The following is a 26,807-nucleotide window of genomic DNA, read 5'->3' as shown; positions in this document are numbered from 1 at the left end:
GCATGCGAGCGCTGGCTGGGCTGGCGGTGTTCCTGGCGGCCTGCCCGGCGAGCAACGAGCCGGTGCTCGAGGAGCCGTGTCTGCCGGGCGCGGCCGAGTGCCCGCGCGCGTGCGACCGCTTCCGCACGGTCGGCGAGTTCGAGCTGTGCTTCGCGACCGGCGACGCGGCCTACACGGTGGTCGCGCGCTACGCCGGCGCCGGCGAGCTGGCGCTCGACACGACCGAGCTGCGCGTGGCCGGCGCGCCGGCCGACGCCGCGAGCGCGTACGACGCCGCGACCCGGACGTTCACGCTCGAGGCCACCGACCTCGCGCCCGGCAAGTACAGCGTGCTCGTCCGCGCGCACACCACCACCGGCCAGCCGGTCCGCCCGCTGTTCGTGCCGATGTGGATCGGCGCCGGCGGCTACGCCGACTTCAGCTGGCACGACGCCAGCATCTACCAGGTCCTCACCGATCGCTTCCTCGACGGCGACCCCACGAACAACCTCGACAACTCGGTCGGCGACCTCGCGCGCGTCGACGATCCCCGCAGCCGCTGGCAGGGCGGCGACTTCGCCGGCATCACCGCCAAGATCCGCGACGGCTACTTCGAGGACCTCGGCGTCAACACCGTCTGGATCAGCTCGCCGATCATCAACTCGCACAACTCGCAGCCGTCGGTCGGCCTCACCGACCCGCGCCGCTTCGCCAGCTACCACTCGTACCACCCGATCGCGACCGGCTACACCGACGCCGATCACCTCGGCTTCGCCACGCCGATCGAGCCGGCGTTCGGCACCGCCGCCGAGCTCCACGAGCTGGTCCGCGAGGCCCACCTCCGCGGCATCCGGATCATCCCGGACTTCGTCGTCAACCACGTCCACCGCGAGGCCCGGCTCTACGCCGATCACCCCGACTGGTTCTTCCCGTACAACCCGTGCGACGGCCGCTGGGACGTCGCGCGCATCGGCTGCTGGTTCACGACCGACATGCCCGACTTCGACTACGGCGGCCACCCCGACGCGGTCCGCGCCGTCGTCGATCACGCGCTGTGGATGATCCAGGAGTTCGACTTCGACGGCTTCCGCGCCGACGCGCTCAAGCACATGGACGACGTGTTCGTGCGCGAGCTCAAGCGCGCCGTCGTCGCCGAGATCGAGACCACGGTCACCAACCACGAGCTGTCGGTCGAGCCGACGATCTTCTACATGGTCGGCGAGTCGCTCGGCGGCTGGGCCCGCTACCACGTGCGCCCCGACATGGTCCAGGGCCAGGTCGACGAGGGCTACTACAACCAGACCAAGGCGTCGCTGCTCACCTTCGACGCCAGCGTGCGCAACCTGGCCGACTTCGCGATCGCCAACGACACCGCCTACCTCACGCCCCAGGACACGATGGGCGGCCGCGGCGGCTTCCCGGGCGCGATCATGGGCAACTTCTTCGGCAACCACGATCAGGTGCGCGCGCTGACCGAGGCCATCTCGCACGGCGGCGGCCACGAGCGCCTGCGCCTGGCCCAGACCTTCCTGGCCACCTCGCCCGGCAACATCCCGATGCTCTACCAGGGCGACGACATCGGCACCGAGGGCGACCAGGACCCCGACAACCGCAAGATGCAGCGCTTCACCGGCCTGTCCGCCGACGAGCAGGCCTCGCTCGCCCACGCCCGCAAGGCCGGCACGCTCCGCGCCCAGCACCCCGCGCTCCGCCGCGGCACCCGCACGACCGTCGTCCTCGAGGACTGGTACTGGGTCTACAAGGTCACCGACGGCAGCGACGAGGTCTACGTCGCCATCAACCGCGACAACCCCAAGCAGTGGTCGCCCCCGCCCGGCTTCGTCGACGGCCTCGGCACCTGCAGCGGCGGCACCGTGCCCGTCCTCAGCTCGTGCATCTTCGTGCGGCCGTAGGGGCGGAAGAGGGAGCGGTCAGAGGTCGTCGAGGTCTGGAGTCTCGACCTCGGTCAGTGGCGTGAAGGTCGCCGTCTTGGCCAGCGCGGCGATGACACCCCGCGCACGCTCGGTTACGAAGATGAATCCCTTCTCCGGCGCCATGAAGATATCAGCGCCGTCCCACGACTCAGGCTCAAAGTAGAGTCCCCGCCGATACCCCATCGTGCCGACTGGCATTGGCTTCCTGAAGGGGTCACTCCGCTTCAGGTCGATCGCACCGCATCGCCCACGCACGACGAGCCCGTAGAAGGCGCCCATCGGCTCACCGCGTCTCCCCGCCAGTTCGACTGGAAAGGTCGACCAGCCCGTGATTTCGTGCGTTGCCAAGGCGTCCACCAACGCGCTGCTCAGCAGCAGCAAGACTACACAGTCGGTCGCGACGATCGCGTCTGGGCGCTCGCCGCCCACGTGCCAGCGAGCGATCGTCACACCCTTCTCGAGCTCGCCGCGGAGTACGCCGGACACATCACCTGCGTCGATCTCCAGTGCCGCGGTGAAGTGCTTGCGCGACTCCGCGACGCCGAGCGAAAACACTCGTTCGAATCCGGGAAACTTAGAAATACACATTGAGATTGTGCCCCTGCGCTAGCGCACGACCAAAGTTGACCAAGTTGACCACCTGCGACCTCGTATAGGACGGAAAGGCGCTCCCGGGTCTCGGGTGGCTCTCCGACGAGAAGCCTAACCTTGAGGCTGCCATCCACCCGCAGAATGAAGGTCAGCTCCGGGAACGGGAACTCGGGGAGGCTGAAGTTGACGCACGGGGGGGGGGGGGGGGGGGGGGGGGGGGGGGGGGGGGCGGGGGGGGGGGGGGGCCCTCGGCCTTGAGGTCATGGAAGTGCGGTACCAGCTCGGCCGCGTCAAGTCCTCCGAACTCTCCGGCGACATCGACGACTGCGCGCATCATCGGCATCTCTCTCTCATCTTTCCCGCTCAACACGCCCTTGTTCAAGGGTACGGGCTGACACGTCGGCTCACCGTCCTACCGACCGTCGGGCGGCGCGTCGATCGCAGCATTCATGCGCGCCTGATACGCGAGCCCGAGCGCCCGCAGGACGCCGCGCACCTCCTCCCAGGCGACGTTCGCCAGGCGCTTCCCCCGATGCGCCCGCATCACATCGACCGCCGCCGGCAGCGCCGCCGCGACGAACTGCGCGACGTGACGATCCCCCTGCTCGCGCTCGACCGATGGGATCCCGATGTCCACCGAGACCCAGCCGCCCTTCCGAGCGATGCTCACGAACCCCGGGCCCGACAACCCAAAGGACTTGAGGCTGCCATCCACCCGCAGAATGAAGGTCAGCTCCGGGAACGGGAACGCCGGGAGGCTGAAGTTGACGCACTCGGCCTTGAGGCCATGGAAGTGCGGTACCAGCTCGGCCGCGTCAAGTCCCCCGCCCCCCCCCCCCCCTGTTAAGTGTCCGGGCTGACACGTCGGCTTGCACCGTCCTACCGACCGTCCTGAGGCTTCGGCGGCGCGCCCCGAGCGCCCGCAGGACGCCGCCCCCTCCTCCCAGGCGACGTTCGCCAGGCGCTTCCCCGCGCCCCCCTCACATCGACCCCGCCGGCCCCCCCCCCCCCCCCCCCCCCCCCCCCCCCCCCCCCCCCCCCCCCCCCCCCCCCCCCCCCCCCCCCCCCCCCCCCCCCCCCCCCCCCCCCCCCCCCCCCCCCCCCCCCCCCCCCCCCCCCCCCCCCCCCCCCCCCCCCCCCCCCCCCCCCCCCCCCCCCCCCCCCCCCCCCCCCCCCCCCCCCCCCCCCCGCCGTGATAGTCGGTGCGCCATCGCTCGCTCTTCAGCATCAAGTCCGTGGGCCACTGTCGAGTGGAAGCAGGTATCCACCAGCCAACTAGTGTACCGCTCCGCCAGATCTTGAGCGACGCCCCAGGTCTGGAAGGCCCCTGCGCGTCGCAGCGCGCATAGGGGATTGCGGGCTGCGAGCCGGCGGTCGGTTCGTTCAGGGACCGCTGCGGGGGCGCGCGATGGCGGTGGGCGGCGGGTGCGGTGCGGCGCCGTTGACCGAGCGGGCCAGGCTGCGCCGCCGCAGGCCGGTGGCGGTGAGACCGCCGCCAAAGACGAGGAGCCACACGCCCGGCGAGGCACGCGCGCCGATGTCGATGAGGTACACGGTGGCGGCAGCGCCGATCGCGAGCAGCAGCAGGCCGAGCAAGGTGAGGCGCCGCCCGCTGGCGGTGAGCCCGACGACGTCGCCGTGGCTGAGGTGCAGTGACGGGTCGGCGGCGGCGCCGGCGAGCGCGGCCAGGTCGGCGCGTTGGCTGCACGCCGCGCACCGGTAGCCCTGGCCGACGATGTCGGCCTGCGCGAGCGCGACCTGGGCGCCGCAGACGACGCACGTGACCTGGCCGTGCTCGACGCGGGCGCCGAGCGGGGGGGCGAGGTCAGGGACGAACAGTGGCGGTGGGGGATCGTCGCGGAACATCGTCATCTCCGGTTTGGTTACCGGGGGTATCGGCCGGCGCGCGGCGCGGTTGCGTCGCGCGGCGGCGGTTGAGCGCGGCGGCGACGCGACCGACGTGGACTCCGTCGCTGTAGCCCGACGAAGGGCAGCGAATCCGAGGCGCTGGAGGACGGGACCAGCCGATCGGACAGGACGCAACCGCCGCGCGTGCGGTCGATACCCAGCGCGCCGCGGCCCGACGTCAGGCGTCCGCGGTCGCCTGCTCGAGCGCGGTCCACAGCGCGGCGCGATCGGCGGGATCGTCGGCGGTGCCGGGCATCAGGTGCGTCGGCGCGGGCGCGCGATCGAGCCAGAACTGGCCGCTGGGGCCGGGCGGTGGCTGCGCGGCCGCGAGCCAGACGGTGGTGTCGGCGCCCTCGGCGGGCGTGCGCAGGAAGCGGCGCGTGAGGCGGTAGAACGCGGGCAGCGCGGTGGCGACGCCGGGCGTGTCGGCCCAGCCGGGGTGCATCGCGTGGAACGCGACGGCGGGCTCGCGCGCGGCCCACAGCTCGGTGAGCACGACCTGCGCGCGCTTGACCTGGGCGTAGGCCGCGACGCCGTCGTAGGCGCGCCGCTGCCACTGCAGATCGTCGACGCGCAGGCGCTCGCTGTACATGCCGCCCGAGGACACGAACACCACGCGACCACCGGCGGCGCGCAGCCGCGGCAAGAGCAGGCGGGTGAGCAGGTGCGGACCGGCGAGGTGGACCGCGAAGTCGAGCTCGAGGCCGTCGGTGGTGACCGCGCGGGCGTGCGGCAGGGCGCCGGCGTTGTGGATGACCGCGTCGATCCGCGGCGCGTCGATCGCGGCGACCGCGCGCCGCACCTGCGCCAGCTCGCCGATGTCGACGACGATCAGTCGAGCCACGCCGCCGGCCGCCGCGACCTCGCGGCGCGCCGCCTCGCCGCGCGCCGCGTCGCGACACAGCATCCAGACGGTCGCGCCGCGCCCGGCCAGCGCCCGGGCGGTCTCGAGGCCGAGCCCGGAGTTGGCGCCGGTGACGACGTAGTGCGCGCCCGCGAGCTCGACGTCGAGGTCCGCCGCGACGAAGCGCCGCGCCCGACGGCGATGGCCGAGCGCGCTCCAGCTCCAGGCGATGCCCGGCATCCGCGCCGCCGCGACCAGCCCGCCGCCCACGCGCACCAGCGCACCATCACCGATCGCCATGGTGCTTGGACGCTCGCCCCGCGCCGCGGTTACCCCGCGCCGCGCCGCCGCGACCAGGCCGCCGCCCACGCGCATCAGCGCGCCATCACCGATCGCCATGGTGCCTGGACGCTCGCCCCGCGCCGCGGTCACCCCGCGCTATGGTCGGGCATGGCCGTGCCCGTGCTGATCAACCGCCACGCCGGCCGGGCCAGCCGCCGCATGCTGGCGGCGCTGCACGCGGCGACGCCGGCGCTGATCGTCACCGACACCGCGGCGGACGCTGACGCGGCGCTGACCGAGCTGGTCGCGCGGGGCACGCCGCGGGTGATCCTGGGCGGCGGGGACGGCACGATCGTCGCGGGCCTGAACGCGATCGCCCGGGCCGCGGCCGGCGGGCCCGAGCCGGTGGTCGGCGTGCTCGCGCTCGGCACCGGCAACGCCCTGGCGCGCACCCTCGGCGCCGGCCGCCCACGCCCGCGCACCGTCGCGACCGCGCTGGCCCGGGCGACCGCGGCGACACCCGTGGTCCTGCCGATGCTCGACGTGCTCGGCCAGCGCACGCCGTTCTGCGGCTTCGGCCTCGACGCGCAGCTCCTGGCCGACGCCGACGCCGTGACCTCGACGGTCGCGCGCGCGGGCGTGCGGCTCCCGGCCGCGCTGCGCTACGCGCTGTCGGTGCCGCTGGTGTCGGTGCCGCGGTTCGTGCGCACGTCCCGCACGACCGTCACGATCCACCGTCGCGGTCCAGCCGAGCGCACCGACGGCAGCGCCGCCACTGACGACGTGCTGTGGTCGGGCGCGTGCACGATGGCCGCGTGCTCGACGGTGCCGTACTTCGGGCTGGGCCTGCACATGTTCACGTTCGTCGGCGCGCGCCCTGATCGCTTCCAGGTCCGCGCCGGCGATCCCGGCCTGGCCGAGGTCATCCGAAGCGCGCCCGCGGTGTTCCGCGGCCGCTACCTGTCGCCGCGGGTCCACGACTTCCTGTGCACCGGCGTGACGCTCGCGCTCGATCGCCCCGCGCCGTTCGAGCTCGGCGGCGACGTGATCGGCACCTACCGCAGCGTCGACGTGGCGCTCGGGCAGGCGGCGCGCATGGTCGCGGCGTAGCGCGGGCCGCCGGACGGCCCCAGGCCGTCGAGGATGCCGGTCCGCCGAAAAATGCGAACGGCCGGTGGGGCGAACCCGACCGGCCGTAGGACGACTGCGCGGACGCGCCGCGGCGCTCAGCTCAGTGGACGTCCCACCGCAGCGCGGTGGTGCCCGGCGTCACCGAGTTGACGACGTTGAAGCTGAAGGCGCGGCCGACCGTGCCGGCCAGGTTCTCCGCCCCGATCGTCGCCGAGCTGCCGCTCGCCCGGGCGGCGTCGCCCGTGCCCGAGCAGTAGTGGTACTCGACGAAGCCGTCCGGGGTGAGCTGGGCCTGGAACACCAGCGTCGCGACGGTCGAGAACGTCAACGCGTTCCACTCGATGGTCAGCTTCTGGGTCGGGCCCGCGCCGGTCACGAGGTACCGCGTGCCGGTGCCCGTGAGGTCGAGGTCGTCCCAGAACGGCGCCAGCATGCCGTTCGGCGTCGCCGTGGTCGGCAGCGTCGTGTTCGAGAACGCGGACGCCACGGTGCCCGTCGCGCTGGTCACCAGGCCGAGGTAGCCGTTCGACGACACGCGGAAGTGCGTGACCGCCGTGCCATAGAGCGTGTAGGCGAACGGCAGCGCGACCGCGGCCGACACCACGTCATCGCCGGTCGCGTTCAGGGTGGTCGCCCCGGTCATGTCGGTGCAGGCCAGCGAGACGGTCGTCGGCGTCGGCCGGCACAGCGACGGCGCGCTGCCGCAGTAGAACCCGGCCTCGACCGCGCAGGCCGCCGAGCAGCCGTCGCTGGCGGTGGTGTTGCCGTCGTCGCAGGTCTCGGTGCCGGCGATGATGCCGTCGCCGCAGATGACCGGCACGCACACCGACGGGGTGCCGCTGCACAGGTAGTTGGGCTCGACCTGGCACGTCGCCGAGCAGCCGTCGCCGCTCGCGATGTTGTCGTCGTCGCAGGTCTCGCCGGCGTCGAGGTTGCCGTCGCCGCAGCCGTCGACGATCGTGCAGACGTTGCTGCACGCGTCGGTGTTGGTGGTGTTGCCGTCGTCGCACTCCTCGGCCGGGCCGGTCGCGCCATCGCCGCAGTACGGCGCCGCCGGATCGACGCACAGGAGCAGCGTCCAGCTGTTGAGCGTGCCCGTGTCGCCGCCCAAGTCGTCGAAGACCCGGAGGTTCCAGGTCCCGGCCGCGTTCTGGGCGCGGAAGTCGACCCCGGCGGTGGTCGCCAGCGACTGCTCGGGCCGGAACGAGCCCGTGAACGGCGCGGCCCCGGCGGTGACCGCGGTGGTCGCGGTGTCAGCGAGCAGCGTGCCGAGGTAGTTGTCATTGCCGGAGCCGTTGTCGGTCGACAGCTCGCGCCGGCGCCCGCCGGGGCTCACCAGGTACATGTCGACGTCGGCGTCGAACGTGTGGGTCAGCGACCCGATGAACACCTGGGCCGCGACCACCGCGCCGACCTGCGCGACCGTGACCGGGCTGGTCGCGCCCGTGACCTGGTCGTTGTCGGGGATCGCCACCGGCGTGTTGTTCGAGACGATCACCGGCGTCTGGCCGGCGCCGCACGCGATCTCGAGCTGGCAGGTCGACGAGCAGCCGTCGCCCGAGACGATGTTGTCGTCGTCGCACTGCTCGCCGGCGTCGAGGTTGCCGTCGCCGCAGCCGTCGGTGAGGCCGCAGTACGTGGTGCAGGCGTCGGTGTCATCGGTGTTGCCGTCGTCGCACTCCTCGCCAGCGTCCGCGACGCCGTTGCCGCACTGCGCCGCGGTCGGGCTGGTGCACAGCGCCAGCGCCCACGCGTTGAGCGTGCCGGTGTCGCCGGTCGTGTCGTCGCTGACCTCGAGCGTCCAGGCGCCGCCGGCGAGCTGGCCGATGAACCGCGCGAGCGGGAGCTCGGGGCGGAACGACCCGGTCATCGGCGCCACCGCCGAGGTGATCGAGGCCGCCGCGGCGTCGGTGAGCAGCGTGCCGACGTAGTTCGCGCCGGAGCCGCCGTTGTCGGTCGACAGATCGATCCGCACCCGACCGTTGGTCAGGTACATGTCGACGTCGGAATCCCAGGTGTGGGCGAGGTCGCCGATGTACACCACCGCGCGGGTGGTCACCGCGGTCGAGGTCACCGTCACCGCCGACGTGATCCCAGTCGCGTTGTTGTCGGGGATCGCGATCGGGGTGGACGAGGCGGCGGTCACCGCGGTCTCGCCAGCGCCGCAGGTGATGAGCTGGAGGCACGCGGATGGCGTGTTGGTGCACAGCCAGCCGCCCTCGGCCTGGCAGCTGGCGTCGCAGCCGTCGCCGGGGGTGACGTTGCCGGCGCCCTGGTCGCAGGTCTCGGCGCCGAGGATCAGGCCGTCGCCGCAGATCGCGGTGCAGACCGAGGGCACCACGGTGGTGCAGGTGAAGCCGGTCTCGACGGCGCACACGTCCGAGCAGCCGTCCGCGGCGGCGGTGTTGCCGTCGTCGCAGGCCTCGGGGCCGGTCGTGACGCCGTTGCCGCAGCCGGTGACGGTGCAGTTGTTGTCGCAGCCGTCGCCGTTGTCGGCGTTGCCGTCGTCGCAGACCTCGGTGCCGGTCACGACGCCATTGCCGCAGCCGGTCGCGCGGCAGGTGCCGCCGGTGCCGTCGTCGCAGCCGTCGCCGTTGGTCATGTTGCCGTCGTCGCACATCTCGCCGGCCTGGACGACGCCGTCGCCGCACGCGGGCGCCAGGCAGGTCATCGCCGTCCCGCACACGCCGCTGGTGCAGTCGGCGCCGATGGCGCAGCCCTCGCCGGTGTCGCACGTGTTCGTCGGGGCGCACGAGCCGCCGCAGTCGACGCCGGTCTCATTGCCGTTCATGATGGTGTCGGTGCAGCTCGGCACGACGCAGGCGCCGGTCGCGCTGCAGGTGCCGCCGCCGGCGCAGGCCTCGCCGGTGCGTGGTGTGTTCACCGGCGCGTTGTTCACGCACTCGTCAGTGGTGCACTCGTTAGAGTCGTCCACAGGGGTGCACATGGGCGCGTCGACGGGGCGCGCGTCGACCGTGGGGCTGCCGCCGTCGTCGCCGCACGCGGCGAGGAGCGAGCCGGCGAGGATCGCTGAGAGAAGTAGGAGACGAGTTCGCATGAGGCGCACCTTAGGCCGAGGCGATCGCTCGCTTCAACCGAGATCGATCCGGCCCGCGCGACCGCGTCTGTCGCGCGTGGCGTCGCGCACGCGCAACCATGGTCGGACCTGATATTCAACGCGCCGGCCGTCGGCCCATTGTCCTCGGCGGCAAACCCCGCCCCGCCACGACGCGAGTCCTCACACCGCGTGGACCAATCCTCGATAGCAACGGGGGGCAAGCGCCGCGTCGTCGATCCGCCGGCTGCCCACCATCGACGGCGTCAGCGCGGCGTCGGGTGCATCGTGATGCCGTACGCCTGCGCCGGCATGTTGTCGCCGAACTCGACGATGTGCACGTAGACCCGCTGGCCCGGCGCCAGGTCGTAGTCGAGGCCGGGGCAACGATCGTTCGACGCGTTGCGATCGTCGTTGCTGGCCAGGACCGCGCCGGTGGCGTCGCGGATGTTCATCCCCACGTCGAGGAGGATGCCGCACGACGCGCCGTAGCCGAACGTGGCCTGACGGTTCCAGACGTCGAAGCGGACGCTCTGGGTGAGCGCGCTCGAGTTGGTGACGGCGAAGACGTCCTCGTCGCCCGCTGGCTGGAGCGCCGCCAGCACCGCGGCGTCGCCGAGGCCGACGTCGAGCGGCACGCGCGCCATGTTGGCGTTGGCGTTGGCGACCGCCGTGGCGTCAAAGTCGTTGCCGAGCGGATCGGTCGTGCTGCCCTCGGTGGGCGTGCCGTCCTCGTTGGGCTCGACCTCGGTCGGCTCGTTCGCGCAGGTCGGCCCGCACCCGTCGAGCGGCGTGGTGTTGTGGTCGTCGCACGCCTCGGCGCCGGACCTCGTGCCGTCACCGCAGACGCCGTTGGTCGAGCACGCGCCGGCCGCGCTGCAGGTGCCGCCGCCGGTGCATGACGCGCCCGTGCGGGGCGTGTGGTTCGGCAGATCGCCGTCGCAGCCATCGGTCGTGCACTCGTTGCCGTCGTCGACCGGCGCGCACGAGTCGGGCGCGTCCGGGGTGCCTTCGTCGACGTGGTCGCAGCCGAGCCCCAGCGTACCCATCAGCGCGACCGCCATCACGAGTCGAATGCCCATAGGGCACCATAGGTGTGAAGGTCCGAGGGGTTCAACCGCGATCGACCCCGGGCGTGCGAAATCGACGGGGCCGGCGGGCCGAACACCCTTGCGCCGGCGCCGAGGCCCCGTAGGATGCCGCCGATGTCCGAGCTGCGCCGCCTCGAGAAGCTCCTGTACCGGCAGGTCAAGGACACCTGCGAGACGTACCAGCTGCTCGCGCCCGGCGACCGCGTGATGGTCGCCATGTCCGGCGGCAAGGACAGCTACACGCTGTTCCACCTGCTCACCAAGATGGTGCCGCGGCTGCCGTTCAAGGTCGAGCTGATCGCCGTGCACCTCGACCAGGTCCAGCCCGGCTACGACGGCGCGAGCCTGCGGGGGTTCCTCGAGGCCAGCGGCCAGCCGTTCGAGATCTTGCAGGAGGACACCTACGCCGTCGTCACCGATCGGCTCGACGCGTCGCAGACCTACTGCTCGCTGTGCTCGCGGCTGCGGCGCGGCATCCTGTACACGGCGGCGGCGCGGCTCGGCTGCACCAAGATCGCGCTCGGCCACCACCGCGACGACTCGCTCGAGACGTTCCTCTTGAACCTGTTCTACAGCGGCAAGCTCCAGGCGATGCCGGCGAGCTACCGCACCGACGACGATCGCTTCGACGTCGTCCGCCCGCTGATCGAGTGCGCCGAGCGCGACATCGGCGAGCTCGCCGCCGAGCTGGCGTTCCCGATCATCCCGTGCAACCTGTGCGGGTCGCAGGACGGCCTCAAGCGCGACGCGATGACCGCGCTGCTCGCCGACCTCGAGCGCACCAACCCGCACGTGCGCTCGGTCATGCTCAACGCGCTCCGCAACGTGCGGCCCACGCACCTCCTCGATCGCGACGTCGCGCGCGCCTGGGCCGACCGCGCTCCCGACATCCGCCCCGCCGCCGCGCCTGCGCCCCGCGCCGCCCACGCCGCCGCCCTCCCCATCGCCCGCGGCGGCCGCCTGCATCTCCCCGTCGTCGACTCGTGAGCTGATCGGCTTGGACATGGCCACCTATCGGCCGGCCCGCCCCGCGGTTGCTTGGGGACAGGCTCCTACCCTCCATCTCGATGATATCATTGCTGAATTCGGGGGTGCCGCGGCCGAAAAGGGGACAGGCTCTACCAGGCTAACCGCTCGATATTGAAGGTGTTTTCGACCGTACCGCGACGATTCAGTCCGAAGCAACTTCACGTCCGAGCGGTCGAAACCCCTGGCGATGCCACGCCAAGCTCGCCTCGTCGTTCCCGGAGTTCCCCACCATCTCTATCTCCGCGGCAACAACCGCCGCCGGCTGTTCTCGTCGTCCGGAGACTACGCGCTGTTCGTCCGATGCCTCGACCACGGCCTCAAGGCGAGCGAGTGTGTGCTGCACCAGCTCACGCTGATGTCCAACCACGTCCACATGGTCGCGAAGCCGCCGACCAAGGTCGCGCTGGCGACGCTGGTCCAGCGAGCCGGGCAACGCTACGCACAGCTTCGGAACGCGGCGCGCTCCGCGAGCGGCAAGCTGTTCGAGGAGCGCTTCCACTCGAAGCCGATCCTCGACGACACGTACCTGATGACGGTCACGATCTACAACGACGTGAACGCGTATCGCGCGAAGCGCATCATCGATCCGTTCACCCACGCCTGGTCGACGGGGCCGCTACACGCTGGCGTGAAGGGCGGACGCATCCCGCCGGCGATGTGGACGCCGAGCCCGTGGTATGGCGCGCTTGGCGCGACCGCCGAGCAGCGCGCTCGGCGCTACCGCGAGCTGGTCGCGGCGTACCTGGGAGCGCCCGGTCAGGCGCCGGTCGATGACGGGGTGGACGGGATGGAGGACTACAGCCTGCGGCTCGAGCGCCCCGACCGCTCGACGGCGAGTGAGATTCAGCCGCGGTGGGGCGGAAAAGCTCCGTGAGATCAGTATCTTGGAGGGTAGGAGCCTGTCCCTTTTTCGGCCGCGGTACGCCGAAATTCCATCGTGATTTCAGCCAGATGGAGGGTAGGAGCCTGTCCCCTTATTTGCAGCCTGCGGCTCGAGCGCCCCGACCGCTCGACGGCGAGTGAGATTCAGCCGCGGTGGGGCGGAAAAGCTCCGTGAGATCAGTATCTTGGAGGGTAGGAGCCTGTCCCTTTTTCGGCCGCGGTACGCCGAAATTCCATCGTGATTTCAGCCAGATGGAGGGTAGGAGCCTGTCCCCTTATTTGCCGCGCTTGGCGGTGTAGAGGTCGATCCAGGCGAGGACCTCGTCGTGCCACTTCTTGGAGTTGGCGGGCTTGAGGACCCAGTGGTTCTCGTCGGGGAAGTAGATGAGGCGCGAGGGGATGCCGAGGCGCTGGAGGGCGGTGAAGGTCGAGAGGCCCTGGGTGTCGACGACGCGGTAGTCCTTGGCGCCGTGGATGACGAGCGTGGGCGTCTTCCAGTTGGCGACGAGATCGATCGGGTTGTGCTTGGCGTAGCCGGCGGGGTTCGCGTACGGCGTGCCGCCGTGCTCCCACTCGGGGAACCACAGCTCCTCGGTGTCGAAGTACGCGAGCCGCTCGTCGAGGTTGCCGTCGTGGCAGACCAGCGCCTTGAAGCGATCGGTCTTGCCGTTGATCCAGTTGATCATGAAGCCGCCGTACGACGCGCCGGCGGCGCCCATGCGGGTGCCGTCGAGGAACGAGTACTTCTTCAGCGCGGCGTCGACGCCGGCCATGATGTCGTCGTAGGGCGCGCCGCCCCAGTCGCCGCGGATCGCGTCGGTGAAGGCCTGGCCGTAGCCGGTCGAGCCGTGGAAGTCGATCATCAGCGCGGCGTAGCCGTGGCCCGCGAACACCTCGGGGTTCCAGCGGTAGTGGAAGTGATCGCCGAAGCTGCCCTGGGGCCCGCCGTGGATCAGCACCGCGACCGGCACCTTGGGCGTGCGCTTGGGGTCGAAGCCGGCCGGCTTGACCAGGTAGGCGTAGACGGTCTCGTTCTTGGCGCCGGTGAACGTGAACTGCTCGTACGCGCCCCACGCGATCTTGGCGACGCGCGCGTCGTTGAAGTGCGTGATCGCGCGCGGCGCGCCGCCGGCGGCCGGCACCGCGTACAGCTCGGCCGGCGCGGTCAGCGTGTCGCGCACGAACACGATCTCATCACGCGCCACCTGCGGGCTGGCGTTGGTGCCCTTGGCGACCAGCGTCGTGACCTTGCCCGAGCCGGCGTCGACCGCGAACAGCGCGTGGTTGCCGAGGTCGTCGGCGGTCGTGTACAGCGTCGCGCCGTCGGCGCTCCAGGTCAGCGACCCCGGCGACCGGTCCCAGGCCTCGGTCACGGTCCGCGGCTTCTTGGTGGCGAGATCGTAGATCGTGATCCGCTGGCGGTCGGCCTCGAAGCCGGGCCGCGCCATCGCCAGCACCGCCAGCGACTTGCCGTCGGGCGAGAACGCGGGCGCGTAGTCGTAGGCGAGGTTGGCGCCGGTGATCGCGACGGCCTTGCCGACGCCCGACGACGGGACCAGGAACACGTCGGTGTTGGTGGTCCACGCGATCTTGGCGCCGCCGACCCGCGCCACGTACGCGACGGTCTTGCCGTCGGGCGCGATCGCGGCGTCCTCCATGCCGCCGAACGGGTGGGTCGGCACGTCGGTGGTCATCCCCGGCGTCAGGTCGCGCGCGTCATCGGGCGCCTCGGGCGACCACACGAACAGGTGCGCGAACCGGCCGTCCTCCCAGGTGTCCCAGTGCCGGAACAGCAGGCTGTCGTAGACCTGCGCGCTGGTCGTGATCTTGGCCTGGGCCGCGTCCTTCGCGACCGACGCCGCGAGCGTGCGGGTGTCGGGCCACACCTCGATCGACAGGAGCAGGCGCTTGCCGTCGGGGAACAGCTGGAAGCCGCCGACGTCGAGCGGCACCTTGGTCACCTGCTCGGCCTCGCCGCCGGTGACGGCGATCCGCCACACCTGCGACGAGCCGCCGCGCGACGACGTGAAGTACACGTACGCGCCGTCGGGCGACCAGGTCGGGCTGGTGTCGTTGGCCGGATCGCTGGTCAGCCGGCGCACGCTCGAGCCGTCGACGGCGGCCAGCCACAGATCGACGCGGCCCTTGTTGGCGGCCATGTCCGTGTCGCGCACCGACAGCGCGACCCAGCGGCCGTCGGGCGACACCGCGGGCTCGCCGACCCGGTGCATGGCCAGCATGTCGTCGATGGTGAGGCCCTTGCCGGGGCCGGCGACGGCCGGGGCCGCGGCGAGCACGAGCGCCAGCGGCGCGAAGCGGAAGATCGACATGCCTGCGGGCTTACGTGCCCGCCGCGCCGGCGTCAAGCGGTCGCGCCCCGTCGCACCCGGTCGCGGCGCGTCAGGCCTCCGCACCAGGTCGCCCGGCTCGACGCCGCGCGCGGTAAGGCGCGTCAGGCCGGCCGCGCGCGCACCAGCCGCATGGTCAGGCGCGCCCGCGTCAACCCGTTGGCCGAGACCGTGTGCAGGAGGCGCGGATCCATCAGCACGAGGTCGCCCGCGGCGCCGATGAGCTCGACGCCCCGCAGCCAGCGCCCCCGCGATCCGCGCGTCAGGCCTGCCGCGCGCACACCAGCCGCATGGTCAGCCGCGCGCGCGTCGACACGTTGGCCGACACCGTGTGCAAGAGCCGCGGATCCATCAGCACGAGGTCGCCCGGCGCGCCGGTGAGCTCGACGACCCGCAGCTCGACCCCGCGCGCGCGGTAGGGCGCCTCGAGCGCGGGACGCTCGCCATCGGGCCGGCACAACCCCGCGAGTTCCGGCGCGTCGCGGCCGAGCGCGGCCAGCGCGACGTCGGTGGTCACGAGCTCCGTCGGCGCCCGACCGGCGCGCGCGGCCAGCGCGACCTCGGTGGTCACCAGCTCCGGTGGCGCCCGACCGGCGCGCGCGGTCGCGACCGCGCCCAGCCATCGGTGCGAGCCGGCGACCGCGACGGTCGCGCCGCCGCCGGGCGCGACGTCGTCGAGGAACAGGAACGCTAGCAGCCCCCACGCCATCGCCTGGCTCGCGGCGGTCGGCTCGTCGACGTGCCAGGCCGCGTGCGGCACGGCCCACGCCCGCGCACCGCTCGGGAAGTTCGGCGCGGCCAGGCCGCCGTGCTGATCGTCGACCGGCGCCCAGCGGCCGATCCCGAAGACGTCGTCGACCGCGCGGGTGAGCGCCGCCGGCAACGTCGCGAACGCCGGGGCCCGGCCGATCGCCCACAGCACGTCGACGGCGGCGGGGCCCGGCCGCAGCGCGCCCGCGATCTCGACCAGCCCGAGCCCGCCGCCAGGCCTCCAGGTGCGCGGGTCGTCGCGCTCGAGCCCGTGCGCCGCCAGCGTCGCCCACACGCTCGCGCGCAGCGCCGCGACCTCGTCGGGCGCCACCGCGCCGAGGACCTGGACCACGCCGTCGCGCGCGAACGTCGCCTGCCGCGGCACGCGCGCGTCAGTCCCGGTTGGTCGGCCGCTCGATCTCCCCCACGCTCGGGTTGCCACCCGAGGCCCCGCCGGTGAGCGTGAAGACGACCTCCTCGCCGTCGCAGTCGAGATCGCCGATCGCGGTGACGGTGAAGCCCTGCCCGTCGGCGCTGGGCGTGTACGTGTACTGAAAGTAGTGGCGCTCGTACGGCTCGAAGTCGAGCGACTGCCACGGCTCGACCGCCCACGCCGCAGGATCGGGCGCGCACCGGTGGTTCGGTCCCATGCAGCATGGCTCGCTCGGCGTCCGCCCCGCGGCCGTCGTCGGGAACATGCCGTTCTCGGCGTAGGAGCGGCGCGCGGCCTTGCTGATGGCGTTGAGGTTGAGCTCGGCCTCGCTGCGCTTGGCCTTCTGCTGGTAGCTCATGAACGACGGGATCGCGACCGCCGCCAGGATGCCGAGCACCATCACGGCGCCGACGACGCCGAGCGTGATCCACAGCCACACGAGCGACTGCTTGCGCGGCGGCGGATAGCCGTAGCCCGGCGGCGGATAGCCGGCCGGTGGGTAGCCCACTGGGTAACCCGGCGGCGGAGCGCCCGGGGGAGACCCGGGCGGTGGAGATCCCGGCGGCGCTGGCTGCATGGGCGGACGATATCACCGGCGCCGCGCCGCGAGATCGGCGTGCGCAACCGGGCCGCCGGGCGGGGCGGTGTCGGGCACGCGCGCGTTGCGCCGCCTCAGCACCGGCACCAGGCGCTTGGCGACGTCAGCAGCAGCCCCGGCGCGGGCTGCGCTACTCGGCCGGCTGGGCGGCCCGGGCGGTCGCGGGGTCGGGCCCGCGCGGTCGCGCCCCCTCAGCACCGGCACCAGGTCCGTGGCGACGTCAGCAGCCCCGGCGCGGGCTGCGCTACTCGGCGGCTGCGCGGCCCGGGCGATCGCGGGGTCGGGCACGCGCGGTCGCGCCGCCTCAGCACCGGCACCAGGTCCGTGGCGACGTCAGCAGCCCCGGCGCGGGCTGCGCTACTCGGCCGGCCGGGCGGCCCGCGCGGCCGCGGTGTCGGGCACGCGCTCGTTGCGTCGCATCAGCACCGGCACCAGGTGCTGGGCGACGTGGGCGAAGACGTTGACGTCGGGGTCGAGCATCGTGCCGATGCCCTGCGACGTCACCATCGCCACCAGCACCAGCGTCATGTCGGTCACCGGCCGGACGTTGTAGCGCCGGCCGATCGCGAACATCTCGTTGAAGAGCTGGCCGTAGTCGAGCGCCGCGGCGTTCTGGGCCCGGAACTTCAGCGCGAACACCTCGACGTCCTTGGCCAGCGCGTCCCAGTCGACGTCGCCCATGTACGTGTGGAACCGGCGCAGGTGCGCGACCAGATCGCCGGGCGTGCCCATCGTCAGGCACTTGCCCATGTCGATGAACTGGATCAGCACGTCCTCGTGCAGGTGCTTGGCCAGGCCGACGTCGAACAGCACCAGCCGGCCGGCCTCGTCGACGAGCATGTTGCCGGGGTGCAGGTCGGCGTGGAGGAACCCGTCGTCGAAGCACATCTGGAACATGCACCGCCGCACGACCTCGGCCAGCGGCAGCTTGTCGGCGGGCTGGGCGTCGATCTTGGTGCCGCGGATGAACTCCATCGTCAGGACGCGCTCGGTCGACGGCGCCAGCACCTCGGGGAACTTGACCGTGGTCCAGGTCGCGAAGTTGGCGTGGAAGTGGCGATAGTTCTCGGCCTCGATCCGCAGGTCGGTCTGATCGTGGATCGCGGCGACGAACTCGCGGGTGTGGCCGACCGGATCGCTGCGGCGCAGCGTGGGGTGCAGCGCGATGATCCGCGCGCCGAACATCAGCAGCGCGCCGTCGCGCTCGACCTGGCGCCGCACGTTGGGGCGCAGCACCTTGACCGCGACCTCGCGGCCGCCGCGCAGCCGGGCGCGGTGGACCTGCGCCACCGACGCCGCCGCGACCGGCCGCTCGTCGAACTCGGCGTAGGTGTCGGCCAGCGGCGCGCCGGTGTCCTCCTCGATCGTGCGCTTGACCTTGGCGAACCCGAACGCCGGCAGGCGATCCTGCAGGTGCCTGAGCTGGTCGATGGTCTCGGCCGCGAACAGATCGGGCCGGGTGCTCATCACCTGGCCCATCTTGATGAAGGACGCGCCGAGCGTCTCGAGCATGCGCCGCAGCGTCCAGCCGTTCCAGCGCGCGACCGCCCGCCGCCGCCGCGCGCCGCTCCAGCACAGGCCGAGCAGCAGGCCGAGCCGCACCAGGCCGTAGCCCAGCACGAACCCGAACACGATCAGGCCGACCCACAGGATGTGGATCGCGTAGCCGAGCCGCCGCACCGCCCGAGGATAGCGCGGCTAGCCGCGGGCGGGGGCCAGGCCGCGCATCGTGACCGCGCCCACGACCACCGCGCCGCCGACCAGCGCCCACAGGCCCGGGCGCTCGGCGAACAGGAGGAAGACCCAGAGCGGCGACACGATCGGCTCGATCATCGGGATCAGCAGGCCCTCGACCGCGGTCACGCGCCGGATCGCCCACGCGTACAGCATCGTCGGCGCGGTCTGCTGCAGGAGGCCCAGCGCCGCCATCGCCGCCCAGCCCGAGGCCGGCAGCGCCGGCGCGGTCAGCACGAACGGCCCGCCGAGCACCGCGGCGACGACGTGGCCCAGGATCATCGCGCGCAGCGCCGAGGACGTGCCGTCGGGCGTGCGCGCGATCTTGCGCAGCAGGACCACGTTGGTCGCGAAGCAGACGCCCGCGCCGAGCGCGACGAAGTTGCCGGCGACGTGATCGAGCGCGAGCTGATCGCGGAAGAACAGCGACACGCCCACCAGCGCCAGCCCGATCGTGATCCAGTCGATGCGGCTGGCGCGCTCGCCGATCAGCACCGCCGCGAGGAGCGCCGCCCAGGCCGGGGCCGAGTACTGGATCAGGATCGCGTTGGCGGCGGTGGTCCACTTGTTCGCGAGCACGAACAGGCCCGTGGTCGCCGCCAGCGCCACCGCCGACGCCCACTCGGTCCGGGTCACGCCCCGCCACGACGGCCGGTAGATCGCGATCAGCGTGGTCGCGGCGATCGCCGAGCGCAGGCCCCAGATCGCCGCGGGCGGCCACGCGACGTACTTGATCAGCACGCCGGCGGTCGACCACAGGAGGCCCACGACCACCAGCGTCACGACCGCGCGCGCGCGTCCGTCGATCGTGGCCATCGGCTCAGTCGACGTCGACGAGGTGGTCGAAGTAGTCGTAGACCGGCAGCTGGGGCCGGCCGCGCCAGCGCTCGGTCCAGGCCGCAAAGTCGGCCGCGTCGCTGCGTCGCTCCTCGTAGCGCTTGCATCCGCGGCAGTTCATCTCGACGATGGTGACGTCCGCGAACGCGGTCTGGCTCCGCTCGACCGCGTAGCTCGCACAACGAGGACACCGGAACTCGTCCATGACGCGCCCGCACCCTACCACGCTCGTCGCGCTCGTCGCGCTCGTCGCCGGCTGCGGGCTGCCGGATCGCGAGTACTTCGGCCCGGTGCCCACGGTCGACGATCCGCGGCACCTGCGCTGGTGCAACAGCGGCGAGCCCGACAGCCTCGACCCGGCCGAGGGCCAGAGCACGACGGTCACGCCGCTGATGTACGCGCTGTTCGACGGCCTGGTCATCTTCGGCGACGACGGCCTGCCCGAGCCCGGGTTCGCCGCGCGCTGGGAGGTCGACCCCGATCAGCGCCGCGTGACCTTCCACCTGCGGCCCGAGGCGCGCTGGTCCAACGGCCGGCCGCTGACCGCCTACGACGTCGCGTTCCAGGTGGTGCGCGTGCTGCACCCGGCCACCGCGTCGGTCAACGCCGACGCGCTCGACTGGATGAAGAACAACCTGGGCTACCTCGAGCAGCGCGTGCGGGTGCTGCTGCGGCCGAGCGGCGGCCTGCCGGCCGGGACGATCGTCGACGTCACCGCGGTCGACGGCAAGGCCCTGGCCGACTGGGGCGACACGTCGCCGCCCGATCCCAACGCCCGGGCCGCGCGGGCGCCGCTGGCCCTGCGCGACCTGGGCGCGCCCGCGGCCGCCGCCTACGCCACGGTGCCGCCGGGCACGACGGTGGCGATCATCGAGCTGTCGGGGCGCCCGGCCACGCTGCCCGATCCCGACGGCCGCGCCTGGGCCTACGTCCACTGGGATCGGGCCGACGGCGTCTACGGCTGGGTGCCCGCGGCCGAGCTCGACGTCGTGCCCAGCGCCGGCCATCGGGTCCGCGTGGTCCCGGTCGTCGACAAGCAGACGCCCGGGCTCGATCGCCCGTGGCCCGAGCTCCTCGCCGACGCGGCCGTGGCCCGGCCCGAGGTCGAGGTCGACGCCGCCGACCTGCTGATGTTGCCCGAGGCGCTGGGCGTGCGCGTGCCCGATCCGTACACGCTGGTGCTCGAGGCCGCCGATCCGACGCCGTCGCTGGTCGCGACCTCGGCCAACCGGGCGCTGCGCCCGACGCCGCGCGAGGCCGTGGCCCGGCGCCCGCGCAGCTGGACCCGGCCCGAGACGATCGTCACCTCGGGCCCGCTGCACCTGACCGAGCACGCGCAGCGCGATCATCTGACGCTGGTGCGGTCGCCGACCTACTGGAACCAGGCCGACGTCGCGCTCGATCGCCTGACCGTGCTGTCGATCGACGATCAGGCGGCGAGCGCGAACCTCTACTACACCGGCGCGTGCGACGCGGTCACCGCCAACCACGTGCCGCAGTCGTACCTGGCGGCGCTGTCGACCGGCAACCACGGCCGCCCGTTCCGCGACTACACGGTCGCGCCGTACCTGGGCTCGTACTTCGCGATCGTCAACACCCAGCGGTTCGACAACGTCCACCTGCGGCGCGCGCTGGCGCTGGCGCTCGATCGCTCGCGGATCGCGACGTTCCTGCGCGGCGGCGAGATCGCCGCGGCCAGCTACACGCCGGGCGCGCCGATCGCGAGCCTGTCCGACGAGGATCTCGCCGCGTGCGGCGTCGCCCGGACCACCCCGGGCGTCGCGCTGGTGATCGAGCGCGGCGCGCTGTGCTACGTGCCGCCGCGGGGGCTCGAGTTCGACCCCGAGCGCGCCCGCGCCGAGCTGGCGATCGCGCGGCGGGAGATGGGCCCGCGGTTCCCGCGCGAGGTCGTCTACAAGTTCAACGTCGGCTTCGAGGCCCACAAGCTGGTGAGCGAGTACCTCCAGGCCCAGTGGCACGGCGTGCTCGGCATCGACGTGCGCCTCGAGCAGCAGGAGTGGCAGGTCTTCCTCAACGACACCCGCGCGCTCGAGTACCAGCTCGCGCGGCTGGGCTGGATCGGCACCGCCGCCGATCCCGAGGTCGAGTTCGTGCGGATGTGGCGGTGCAACGGCTCGAACAACCGCACCGGCTGGTGCAACCCCGAGTTCGATCGGCTGCTCGACCTGGCCGCGACGATGACCGACCCGCGCGCGCGCCTGGCCCAGGTCCGCGCGGCCGAGGCGATCCTCGTCGACGAGGCGCCGATCATCCCGATGTTCGTCTACACCCAGAAGAACCTGCGGCGCCCGTACGTGCGCGGCCTGCCGCAGAACTACATCGCGCAGCCGCCGCTGTGGCGGGCCTGGCGCGATCCGGCGTGGCGCACGGCGCCGTCGACCACGCCGCCGCCGCGCTGACCGGGGTCGGCCGGGCGCTGGCCGGGAGCGCTCGTGCTCCGACCGGATGATCCTGAGCCCGCCACGATCCCTCCAGGTCGATCCGCGCCTGTGGGAACCCCGCCGATCCAGCGCCATGGGCTTGGTGCCAACTCCCCGTGGTACAGGCCGTCGCCCGTCGTCGTTGCGCCTCGCCCCGGGAGATGATCCCGACCCCGCCACGATCCCTCCTGGTCGCTGGGCGCCCGTGGGGGCTCGGCCGATCCAGCGCCATGGGCGTGGTGCCAACTCCCCGTGGTGCAGGCCGTCGCCCGTCGTCGGCGCGCCTCGCCCCGGGGAGCGCCGCGACGCCGTGGACGGGTCACGATCACCCGGTCGGCGCACGAGCCACCACGAGCGCGCGCGCGGGTGGACATCGGCGGCGCCGGGATCGATGATCGCCCCGGCGTGCTCCGCCTGATCGTGACTCGCCTGCTGGGGGGCGTCGCCGTGCTGGCCGCGGTCGCGACGATCGCGTTCTTGCTGCTGCACGCCGCGCCCGGCGGGCCGTTCTCGAGCGAGCGCCGCCTGCAGCCGGCGGTCGAGCGTAACATCGAGGAGCGCTACCACCTGCGCGATCCGCTGTGGCGGCAGTACGCGCGCTACATGGACGGCCTGGCCCACGGCGACCTCGGCCACTCGATGAAGCGGCCCGAGACCGTCGGCGCGATCATCAAGCGCCACTTCCCGAAGAGCCTCACGCTCGGGCTCATGGCGATCGGCTTCGCGGCGGTGTTCGGCACGCTCCTGGGCGTGATCGCGGCCGCGCGCAAGAACACCTGGGTCGACTACGCCGCGATGAGCGTGGCGCTGGTCGGCATCTCGGTGCCGTCGCTGGTGCTGGGGCCGATCGCGATCCGCTACCTCGCGCTCGAGCTGGGCTGGGTGCCGGCGGCCCGGGCCGACGGCTTGATCGGCTACGTCGTGCCGGCGGCGGTGCTGGGCCTGGTCTACGCCGGGACGATCGCGCGCCTGGCCCGGGCCGGCATGCTCGAGACCCTGCGGGCCGACTACATCCGGACCGCGCGCGCCAAGGGCGTGAGCGAGCGCGGCGTGGTCTGGCGCCACGGCCTGCGCCTCGGCATCTTGCCGGTGGTCAGCTACCTGGGCCCCGCCACCGCCGGGCTGATCAGCGGCTCGTTCGTCGTCGAGAAGATCTTCCAGATCCCGGGGCTCGGGTTCTACTTCGTCGACAGCGTCACCAGCCGCGACTACCCGGTGCTGACCGGGCTCTTGGTCTTCTACGTCGCGTTCCTGGTGCTGTTCAACCTCGTGGTCGACATCGCCTACGGCTGGCTCGATCCGCGCATCCGCGCCAGCGAGCTGGCCTCGTGACGGGGCCCCCCTCGCTCACCGGGGCCGCCTGGCGGCGGCTGCGCGCCAACCGCATGGCGTTCGCGTGCCTGATCCTGTTCGCGGTGATCACCGCGGCGTGCTTCCTGGGCCCGACCGTGTGCGGCTGGTTCGGGCTCGACGCGACCACGCTCGACCTCGAGCTCCTGGCGGCGCCGCCGTCGACCGCGCACCCGCTGGGCACCGACAGCCTCGGCCGCGACCTGCTGGTGCGGGTGCTGATCGGCGGCCGCATCGCGCTCGTCGTCGGCGTCACCGCGACGGTCGTGGCGCTGGTCATCGGCGTGACCTGGGGCGCCGTCGCGGGCTACGCCGGCGGCCGCGTCGACGCGGTCATGATGCGCATCGTCGACGTGCTCTACGGGTTCCCGACGATCGTCTTCGTCGTCGTGATCCGCGCGGTCTTCGACACGCGCAGCCTGGTGTCGCTGTTCGCGCTGATCGGCGCGATCTCGTGGCTGACGATGGCGCGGATCGTCCGCGGCCAGGTGCTGTCGCTGCGGCACCAGGAGTTCGTCGAGGCGGCCCGGGCCATCGGCGCCAGCCCGGCGCGGATCCTGGTCCGCCACGTCATCCCCGGCACGCTCGGCACGGTCGTGGTCTACGCCACGGTGCTGATCCCGCAGACGATGCTGGTCGAGACGTTCCTGTCGTTCATCGGGCTCGGCGTGCAGGCGCCGCTGGCCTCGTGGGGGACGCTCGTCACCGAGGGCTCGACCCAGGTCGCGGTGTCGCCGTGGGTGCTGGCCGGGCCCGGCGTCGCGATGGGCCTGACGATCTTCGCGCTCAACTTCCTGGGCGACGGCCTGCGCGACGCGCTCGACCCGCAGACCCGGTGACCGCGGGCTACTTGCCGGCGCAGCCCTGGTAGTCGGCGCAGCTGGTCGTGGTGTGCAGGCACTCGGCCCGCTTGGTCACCTGGCCGGTGATGAACGGGTTCTTGTCGGTCTCGAGCGCCGCGCACGCGGCGACGCACTCGCCCTCGTCGAAGCTCGACTCCTCGGTCGGCTTGGTGCCGTTGCACTCGGCCTCGCGCGCGCAGATCGCGCGGCAGGTCTTGCTCTTGGGCGAGGTGCAGGCGACCAGCGCGATCGCGACGAGGGCGGCCATCGGGCCGAGGCGCATGGGTGACATCATAGACACGGGTGTGGCGGTGGCGCCACGGCGCGGCGCCGGCGGTAGGCGCAGGTGTGCGGATCAACCGCGGCGGCCTGCGGAACGCGACTTGCTATGTTGTGGGGGCATGCAACCGGCCAACGCCAGGGTGCGGTCCGCGATCACGGTGATCGTGATCACCTGCTTCGTGGCGGCGTGCGGCCCGACGTGGCCGCGCCCCGTCGCCGCGGTCGACACGCGCCTGGTCGAGCACACCGCGGCGATCACCCGCGTCGACGTGCTGCCGGTCGACCTCGCGCTGTGGACTGACGGGCGCCGCGGCGACCCCGACGCCCTGCGCCTGCAGGCCGAGAACGCGCTGGTGGGTGCCGCCACGACGGCGCTGTACCAACGCGGCTACCAGCCCGGCGCCCAGGTGCGCTGGGACGGCTCGTACCTCGGCGACGACGGCGCCGCGCACCTCGCGCTCGCGCCGGTCCAGCTCCTGGCCACGATCCAGACGCTGTCGGGGTACCACGAGGCCGTCGCGCGGCTCGGCGGCCTGCCGCAGCCGCCACTGCCGGCGCGGCTCGGCGCGTCCGGGGCCGAGGCCACGCTCTACGTCGGCGGCTGGGCGTTCGTGGGCCAAGCGCCCGACGGCGGCAGCTCCGCGCTCAAGGTCGTGGTGATCGCCGCGGTGGTCATCGTGGCCGTGGTCGTCGCGGTCGCGCTCGCCAAGAGCAAGACCAAGGTCGGTGACGGGCTCGGGCGCGCGGCCGGCTCGGTCGCGGACGCGGCGGTGGCCACCGGCCGCGTGGCCGTGCGGGGCCTGGCGCGGGCCGGCAACGTCGCGGTCGAGGTCGGTCGCACCAGCCTCCACCTCGTCGACGGTCTCGTGCGCACGTTCCCCGGGCGCGTGCTGCCGCGGATGATCGATCCGAGCTTCGATCTCTACGTGACCTCGCGCGCTCCGTACGGACCGCCGGCGTGGCAAGCGAGCCCGGCGCCGGTCGAGTGGGGCCAGCGCCCCGGTCTGCCACGCCGCGGGCGCTCGACGATGTACCTGGAGATGACGCTGGTCGACAACCGCGACGGTCACGTGCTGTGGCACGTCGCGCAGCGGTTCCCCGCGTCGGGCGCGGCCCCCGCCGACGTCACCCGCGCCGCCGCGGCGATGCTCTCGACGCTCCCGGTGGCCCGATGACCTCGCGCTTCGCCGACGACGTGCGCGCGCGGCTGCGGCGCGGGATGATGCGCCGCGGGCAGGACCTGGCGACGCGCCTGGCCGAGCTCATGGCCGGCGCCGACGGCGATCGCCTGGTGCGCGCGCTCGGCCTCGACGCCAAGCCCGGGGCCCGGCCCGAGGAGGTCCTGCGGCTGGCCCTCGACCAGGTCGAGGAGCGGCGGCGCTGGCTCGACGCCGGCGACGATCGCTTTGGCCGCTGCACCGAGTGCGGGGTCGACCTGGGCGAGGCGGCGTTGACCGAGATGCCGTGGGCCGATCGCTGCCAGGCCCATCCGCCCGGCGCCGCGCGGCCGTGACGCCCGTGCCGGCGGCTGCCGAGCCGCCGGATTCGCGCTAGCTTCAGGCCATGGCCAAGCTGAGCGGGACGATCAAGAAGAGCGACCTCGAGGGCGGCCACTGGCTGCTGGTGACCGACAAGGGCGATCAGTACCAGCTCGTCGGCGCCAAGGGCATCCGCGCCGGCCAGGAGGTCGTCGTCGAGGGCACCGTCGACCGCGGCGCGATGGGCATCGGCATGACCGGCCCGATGCTCACCGTGAAGAAGATCTCGCCGAAGAAGTAGCGGCCGCGCCTCGGCGGCGCACGCGACCAGATCGTCGGTCCGGCGACCGACGCGCCCGTGCCCTGCTCGGTGCCCGAGCTCGGTGCCCGCGGCGCCGCCGACCTCGGCGGCGCACGTGACGACGATCGTCGGTCCGTCGACCGACGCGCCCGTGCCCTGCTCGGTGCCCGAGCTCGGTGTCCGCGGCGCCGCCGACCTCGGCGGCGCACGCGACCAGATCGTCGGTCCGTCGACCGACGCGCCCGTGCCCTGCTCGGTGCCCGAGCTCGGTGCCCGCGGCGCCGCCGACCTCGGCGGCGCACGTGACGACGATCGTCGGTCCGTCGACCGGCGCGCCCGTGCCCTGCTCGGTGCTCGAGCTCGGTGCCCGCGGCGCCGCCGACCTCGGCGGCGCACGCGACCAGATCGTCGGTCCGTCGACCGACGCGCCCGTGCCCTGCTCGGTCGGTCCGTCGACCGGCGCGCCCGTGCCCTGCTCGGTGCCCGAGCTCGGTGTCCGCGGCGCCGCCGACCTCGGCGGCGCACGCGACCACGATCGTCGGTCCGGCGACCGACGCGCCCGTGCCCTACTCGAGCTCGATCTCGGTGCCCGCGGCGATGCCGACGTCGGCGGCGCACGCGACCACGATCGTCGGTCCGTCGACCGACGCGGCCGTGCAGTTGGCCTTCTGGGTCGGCGTCGCCTTG

23 protein-coding genes and 4 pseudogenes are annotated in these 26,807 nt (G+C 73.0%); 10 read left to right on the top strand and 17 right to left on the bottom strand.

What is annotated here, in order from left to right; genetic code table 11:
- The first annotated feature begins 2 nt into the window (after positions 1–2).
- Complete coding sequence (locus tag IPL61_28805; protein ID MBK9035209.1) at positions 3–1,892, top strand: hypothetical protein; 1,890 nt, start codon at positions 3–5, stop codon at positions 1,890–1,892.
- 18 nt (positions 1,893–1,910) lie between these two features.
- Here the strand turns inward: IPL61_28805 and IPL61_28800 are convergent, their stop codons facing one another.
- From IPL61_28800 to IPL61_28785, 4 genes are all read right to left on the bottom strand, one after another.
- A complete protein-coding gene (locus IPL61_28800; GenBank protein ID MBK9035208.1) occupies positions 1,911–2,468 on the bottom strand; it encodes a hypothetical protein in 558 nt (185 codons plus the stop codon).
- A gap of 448 nt (positions 2,469–2,916) precedes the next feature.
- Entirely contained in the window at positions 2,917–3,219 is a 303-nt protein-coding gene (locus IPL61_28795; protein MBK9035207.1) for a hypothetical protein, read from the bottom strand.
- Positions 3,220–3,887: 668 nt separating this feature from the next.
- Complete coding sequence (locus tag IPL61_28790; protein ID MBK9035206.1) at positions 3,888–4,376, bottom strand: hypothetical protein; 489 nt, start codon at positions 4,374–4,376, stop codon at positions 3,888–3,890.
- A gap of 214 nt (positions 4,377–4,590) precedes the next feature.
- On the bottom strand, positions 4,591–5,556 hold the full coding sequence (locus IPL61_28785; protein MBK9035205.1) for an SDR family NAD(P)-dependent oxidoreductase: 966 nt from the start codon (positions 5,554–5,556) through the stop codon (positions 4,591–4,593).
- Positions 5,557–5,706: 150 nt separating this feature from the next.
- On the opposite strand from IPL61_28785, the gene IPL61_28780 reads away from it, so the two are divergent.
- Positions 5,707–6,648 (top strand): hypothetical protein, encoded by a 942-nt coding sequence (locus tag IPL61_28780; GenBank protein ID MBK9035204.1) that lies wholly within the window; start codon positions 5,707–5,709, stop codon positions 6,646–6,648.
- 121 nt (positions 6,649–6,769) lie between these two features.
- Here IPL61_28780 and IPL61_28775 read toward each other — a convergent pair whose 3' ends face one another.
- The 5 genes and pseudogenes from IPL61_28775 to IPL61_28755 all read right to left on the bottom strand — a co-directional run bounded on the left by IPL61_28775 (position 6,770) and on the right by IPL61_28755 (position 10,806).
- Complete coding sequence (locus IPL61_28775; protein ID MBK9035203.1) at positions 6,770–7,780, bottom strand: DUF4215 domain-containing protein; 1,011 nt, start codon at positions 7,778–7,780, stop codon at positions 6,770–6,772.
- Between the two features lie 414 nt (positions 7,781–8,194).
- Positions 8,195–8,287: pseudogene (locus IPL61_28770) on the bottom strand (hypothetical protein).
- Positions 8,288–8,407: 120 nt separating this feature from the next.
- Positions 8,408–8,665: pseudogene (locus IPL61_28765) on the bottom strand (proprotein convertase P-domain-containing protein).
- A 387-nt stretch (positions 8,666–9,052) separates the two neighbouring features.
- Positions 9,053–9,727, bottom strand: a pseudogene (locus IPL61_28760) (DUF4215 domain-containing protein).
- Between the two features lie 749 nt (positions 9,728–10,476).
- A pseudogene (locus IPL61_28755) lies at positions 10,477–10,806 on the bottom strand (hypothetical protein).
- A 114-nt stretch (positions 10,807–10,920) separates the two neighbouring features.
- Between IPL61_28755 and ttcA the strand changes: the two are divergent.
- On the top strand, positions 10,921–11,802 hold the full coding sequence (ttcA, locus tag IPL61_28750) for a tRNA 2-thiocytidine(32) synthetase TtcA (protein MBK9035202.1): 882 nt from the start codon (positions 10,921–10,923) through the stop codon (positions 11,800–11,802).
- A gap of 229 nt (positions 11,803–12,031) precedes the next feature.
- The gene (locus IPL61_28745) at positions 12,032–12,718 is read left to right on the top strand and encodes a transposase (GenBank protein MBK9035201.1); all 687 of its coding nucleotides are present in this window, start codon (positions 12,032–12,034) and stop codon (positions 12,716–12,718) included.
- A gap of 283 nt (positions 12,719–13,001) precedes the next feature.
- On the opposite strand, the gene IPL61_28740 is transcribed toward IPL61_28745, so the two are convergent.
- The 7 genes from IPL61_28740 to IPL61_28710 form a co-directional block, all read right to left on the bottom strand.
- Entirely contained in the window at positions 13,002–15,056 is a 2,055-nt protein-coding gene (locus IPL61_28740) for a S9 family peptidase (GenBank protein MBK9035200.1), read from the bottom strand.
- A gap of 122 nt (positions 15,057–15,178) precedes the next feature.
- Positions 15,179–15,355 carry a hypothetical protein gene (locus IPL61_28735; protein ID MBK9035199.1) on the bottom strand — a complete coding sequence of 59 codons (177 nt, stop codon included), beginning with the start codon at positions 15,353–15,355 and terminating at the stop codon, positions 15,179–15,181.
- Positions 15,337–16,209 carry a phytanoyl-CoA dioxygenase family protein gene (locus IPL61_28730; GenBank protein ID MBK9035198.1) on the bottom strand — a complete coding sequence of 291 codons (873 nt, stop codon included), beginning with the start codon at positions 16,207–16,209 and terminating at the stop codon, positions 15,337–15,339. Before IPL61_28730 ends, IPL61_28735 begins: the two co-directional genes overlap by 19 nt.
- Positions 16,210–16,216: 7 nt before the next feature.
- Positions 16,217–16,765 carry a hypothetical protein gene (locus tag IPL61_28725; GenBank protein MBK9035197.1) on the bottom strand — a complete coding sequence of 183 codons (549 nt, stop codon included), beginning with the start codon at positions 16,763–16,765 and terminating at the stop codon, positions 16,217–16,219.
- 447 nt (positions 16,766–17,212) lie between these two features.
- The gene (locus IPL61_28720) at positions 17,213–18,535 is read right to left on the bottom strand and encodes an AarF/ABC1/UbiB kinase family protein (protein ID MBK9035196.1); all 1,323 of its coding nucleotides are present in this window, start codon (positions 18,533–18,535) and stop codon (positions 17,213–17,215) included.
- Between the two features lie 18 nt (positions 18,536–18,553).
- On the bottom strand, positions 18,554–19,405 hold the full coding sequence (locus IPL61_28715; protein ID MBK9035195.1) for an EamA family transporter: 852 nt from the start codon (positions 19,403–19,405) through the stop codon (positions 18,554–18,556).
- 4 nt (positions 19,406–19,409) lie between these two features.
- Complete coding sequence (locus tag IPL61_28710; protein MBK9035194.1) at positions 19,410–19,631, bottom strand: hypothetical protein; 222 nt, start codon at positions 19,629–19,631, stop codon at positions 19,410–19,412.
- Between IPL61_28710 and IPL61_28705 the strand changes: the two genes are divergently transcribed.
- From IPL61_28705 to IPL61_28695, 3 genes are all read left to right on the top strand, one after another.
- Positions 19,630–21,846: a peptide ABC transporter substrate-binding protein gene (locus IPL61_28705; protein ID MBK9035193.1), complete on the top strand. Its 2,217-nt coding sequence runs from the start codon at positions 19,630–19,632 to the stop codon at positions 21,844–21,846. The genes IPL61_28710 and IPL61_28705 overlap by 2 nt on opposite strands.
- Positions 21,847–22,272: 426 nt before the next feature.
- Positions 22,273–23,199: an ABC transporter permease gene (locus IPL61_28700; GenBank protein ID MBK9035192.1), complete on the top strand. Its 927-nt coding sequence runs from the start codon at positions 22,273–22,275 to the stop codon at positions 23,197–23,199.
- Positions 23,157–24,056, top strand: a complete 900-nt coding sequence (locus IPL61_28695; GenBank protein ID MBK9035191.1) for an ABC transporter permease — start codon at positions 23,157–23,159, stop codon at positions 24,054–24,056. Before IPL61_28700 ends, IPL61_28695 begins: the two co-directional genes overlap by 43 nt.
- Before the next feature lie 7 nt (positions 24,057–24,063).
- Here the strand turns inward: IPL61_28695 and IPL61_28690 are convergent, their stop codons facing one another.
- A complete protein-coding gene (locus IPL61_28690; GenBank protein ID MBK9035190.1) occupies positions 24,064–24,342 on the bottom strand; it encodes a hypothetical protein in 279 nt (92 codons plus the stop codon).
- A gap of 118 nt (positions 24,343–24,460) precedes the next feature.
- Between IPL61_28690 and IPL61_28685 the strand changes: the two genes are divergently transcribed.
- From IPL61_28685 to IPL61_28675, 3 genes are read left to right on the top strand one after another with little or no spacing between them, the layout of a single operon-like run.
- Positions 24,461–25,516: a hypothetical protein gene (locus IPL61_28685; protein ID MBK9035189.1), complete on the top strand. Its 1,056-nt coding sequence runs from the start codon at positions 24,461–24,463 to the stop codon at positions 25,514–25,516.
- A complete protein-coding gene (locus tag IPL61_28680; GenBank protein MBK9035188.1) occupies positions 25,513–25,854 on the top strand; it encodes a hypothetical protein in 342 nt (113 codons plus the stop codon). Before IPL61_28685 ends, IPL61_28680 begins: the two co-directional genes overlap by 4 nt.
- A 50-nt stretch (positions 25,855–25,904) precedes the next feature.
- Positions 25,905–26,120: a hypothetical protein gene (locus IPL61_28675; protein ID MBK9035187.1), complete on the top strand. Its 216-nt coding sequence runs from the start codon at positions 25,905–25,907 to the stop codon at positions 26,118–26,120.
- Positions 26,121–26,807: the final 687 nt, after the last annotated feature.

It is taken from the genome of Myxococcales bacterium, from assembly GCA_016717005.1.
Taxonomy (GTDB): Bacteria; Myxococcota_A; Polyangia; order Haliangiales; family Haliangiaceae; genus UBA2376.
The sequence above is the reverse complement of the archived record's forward strand: the minus strand, read 5'-3'. Positions and strand labels throughout refer to the sequence as shown.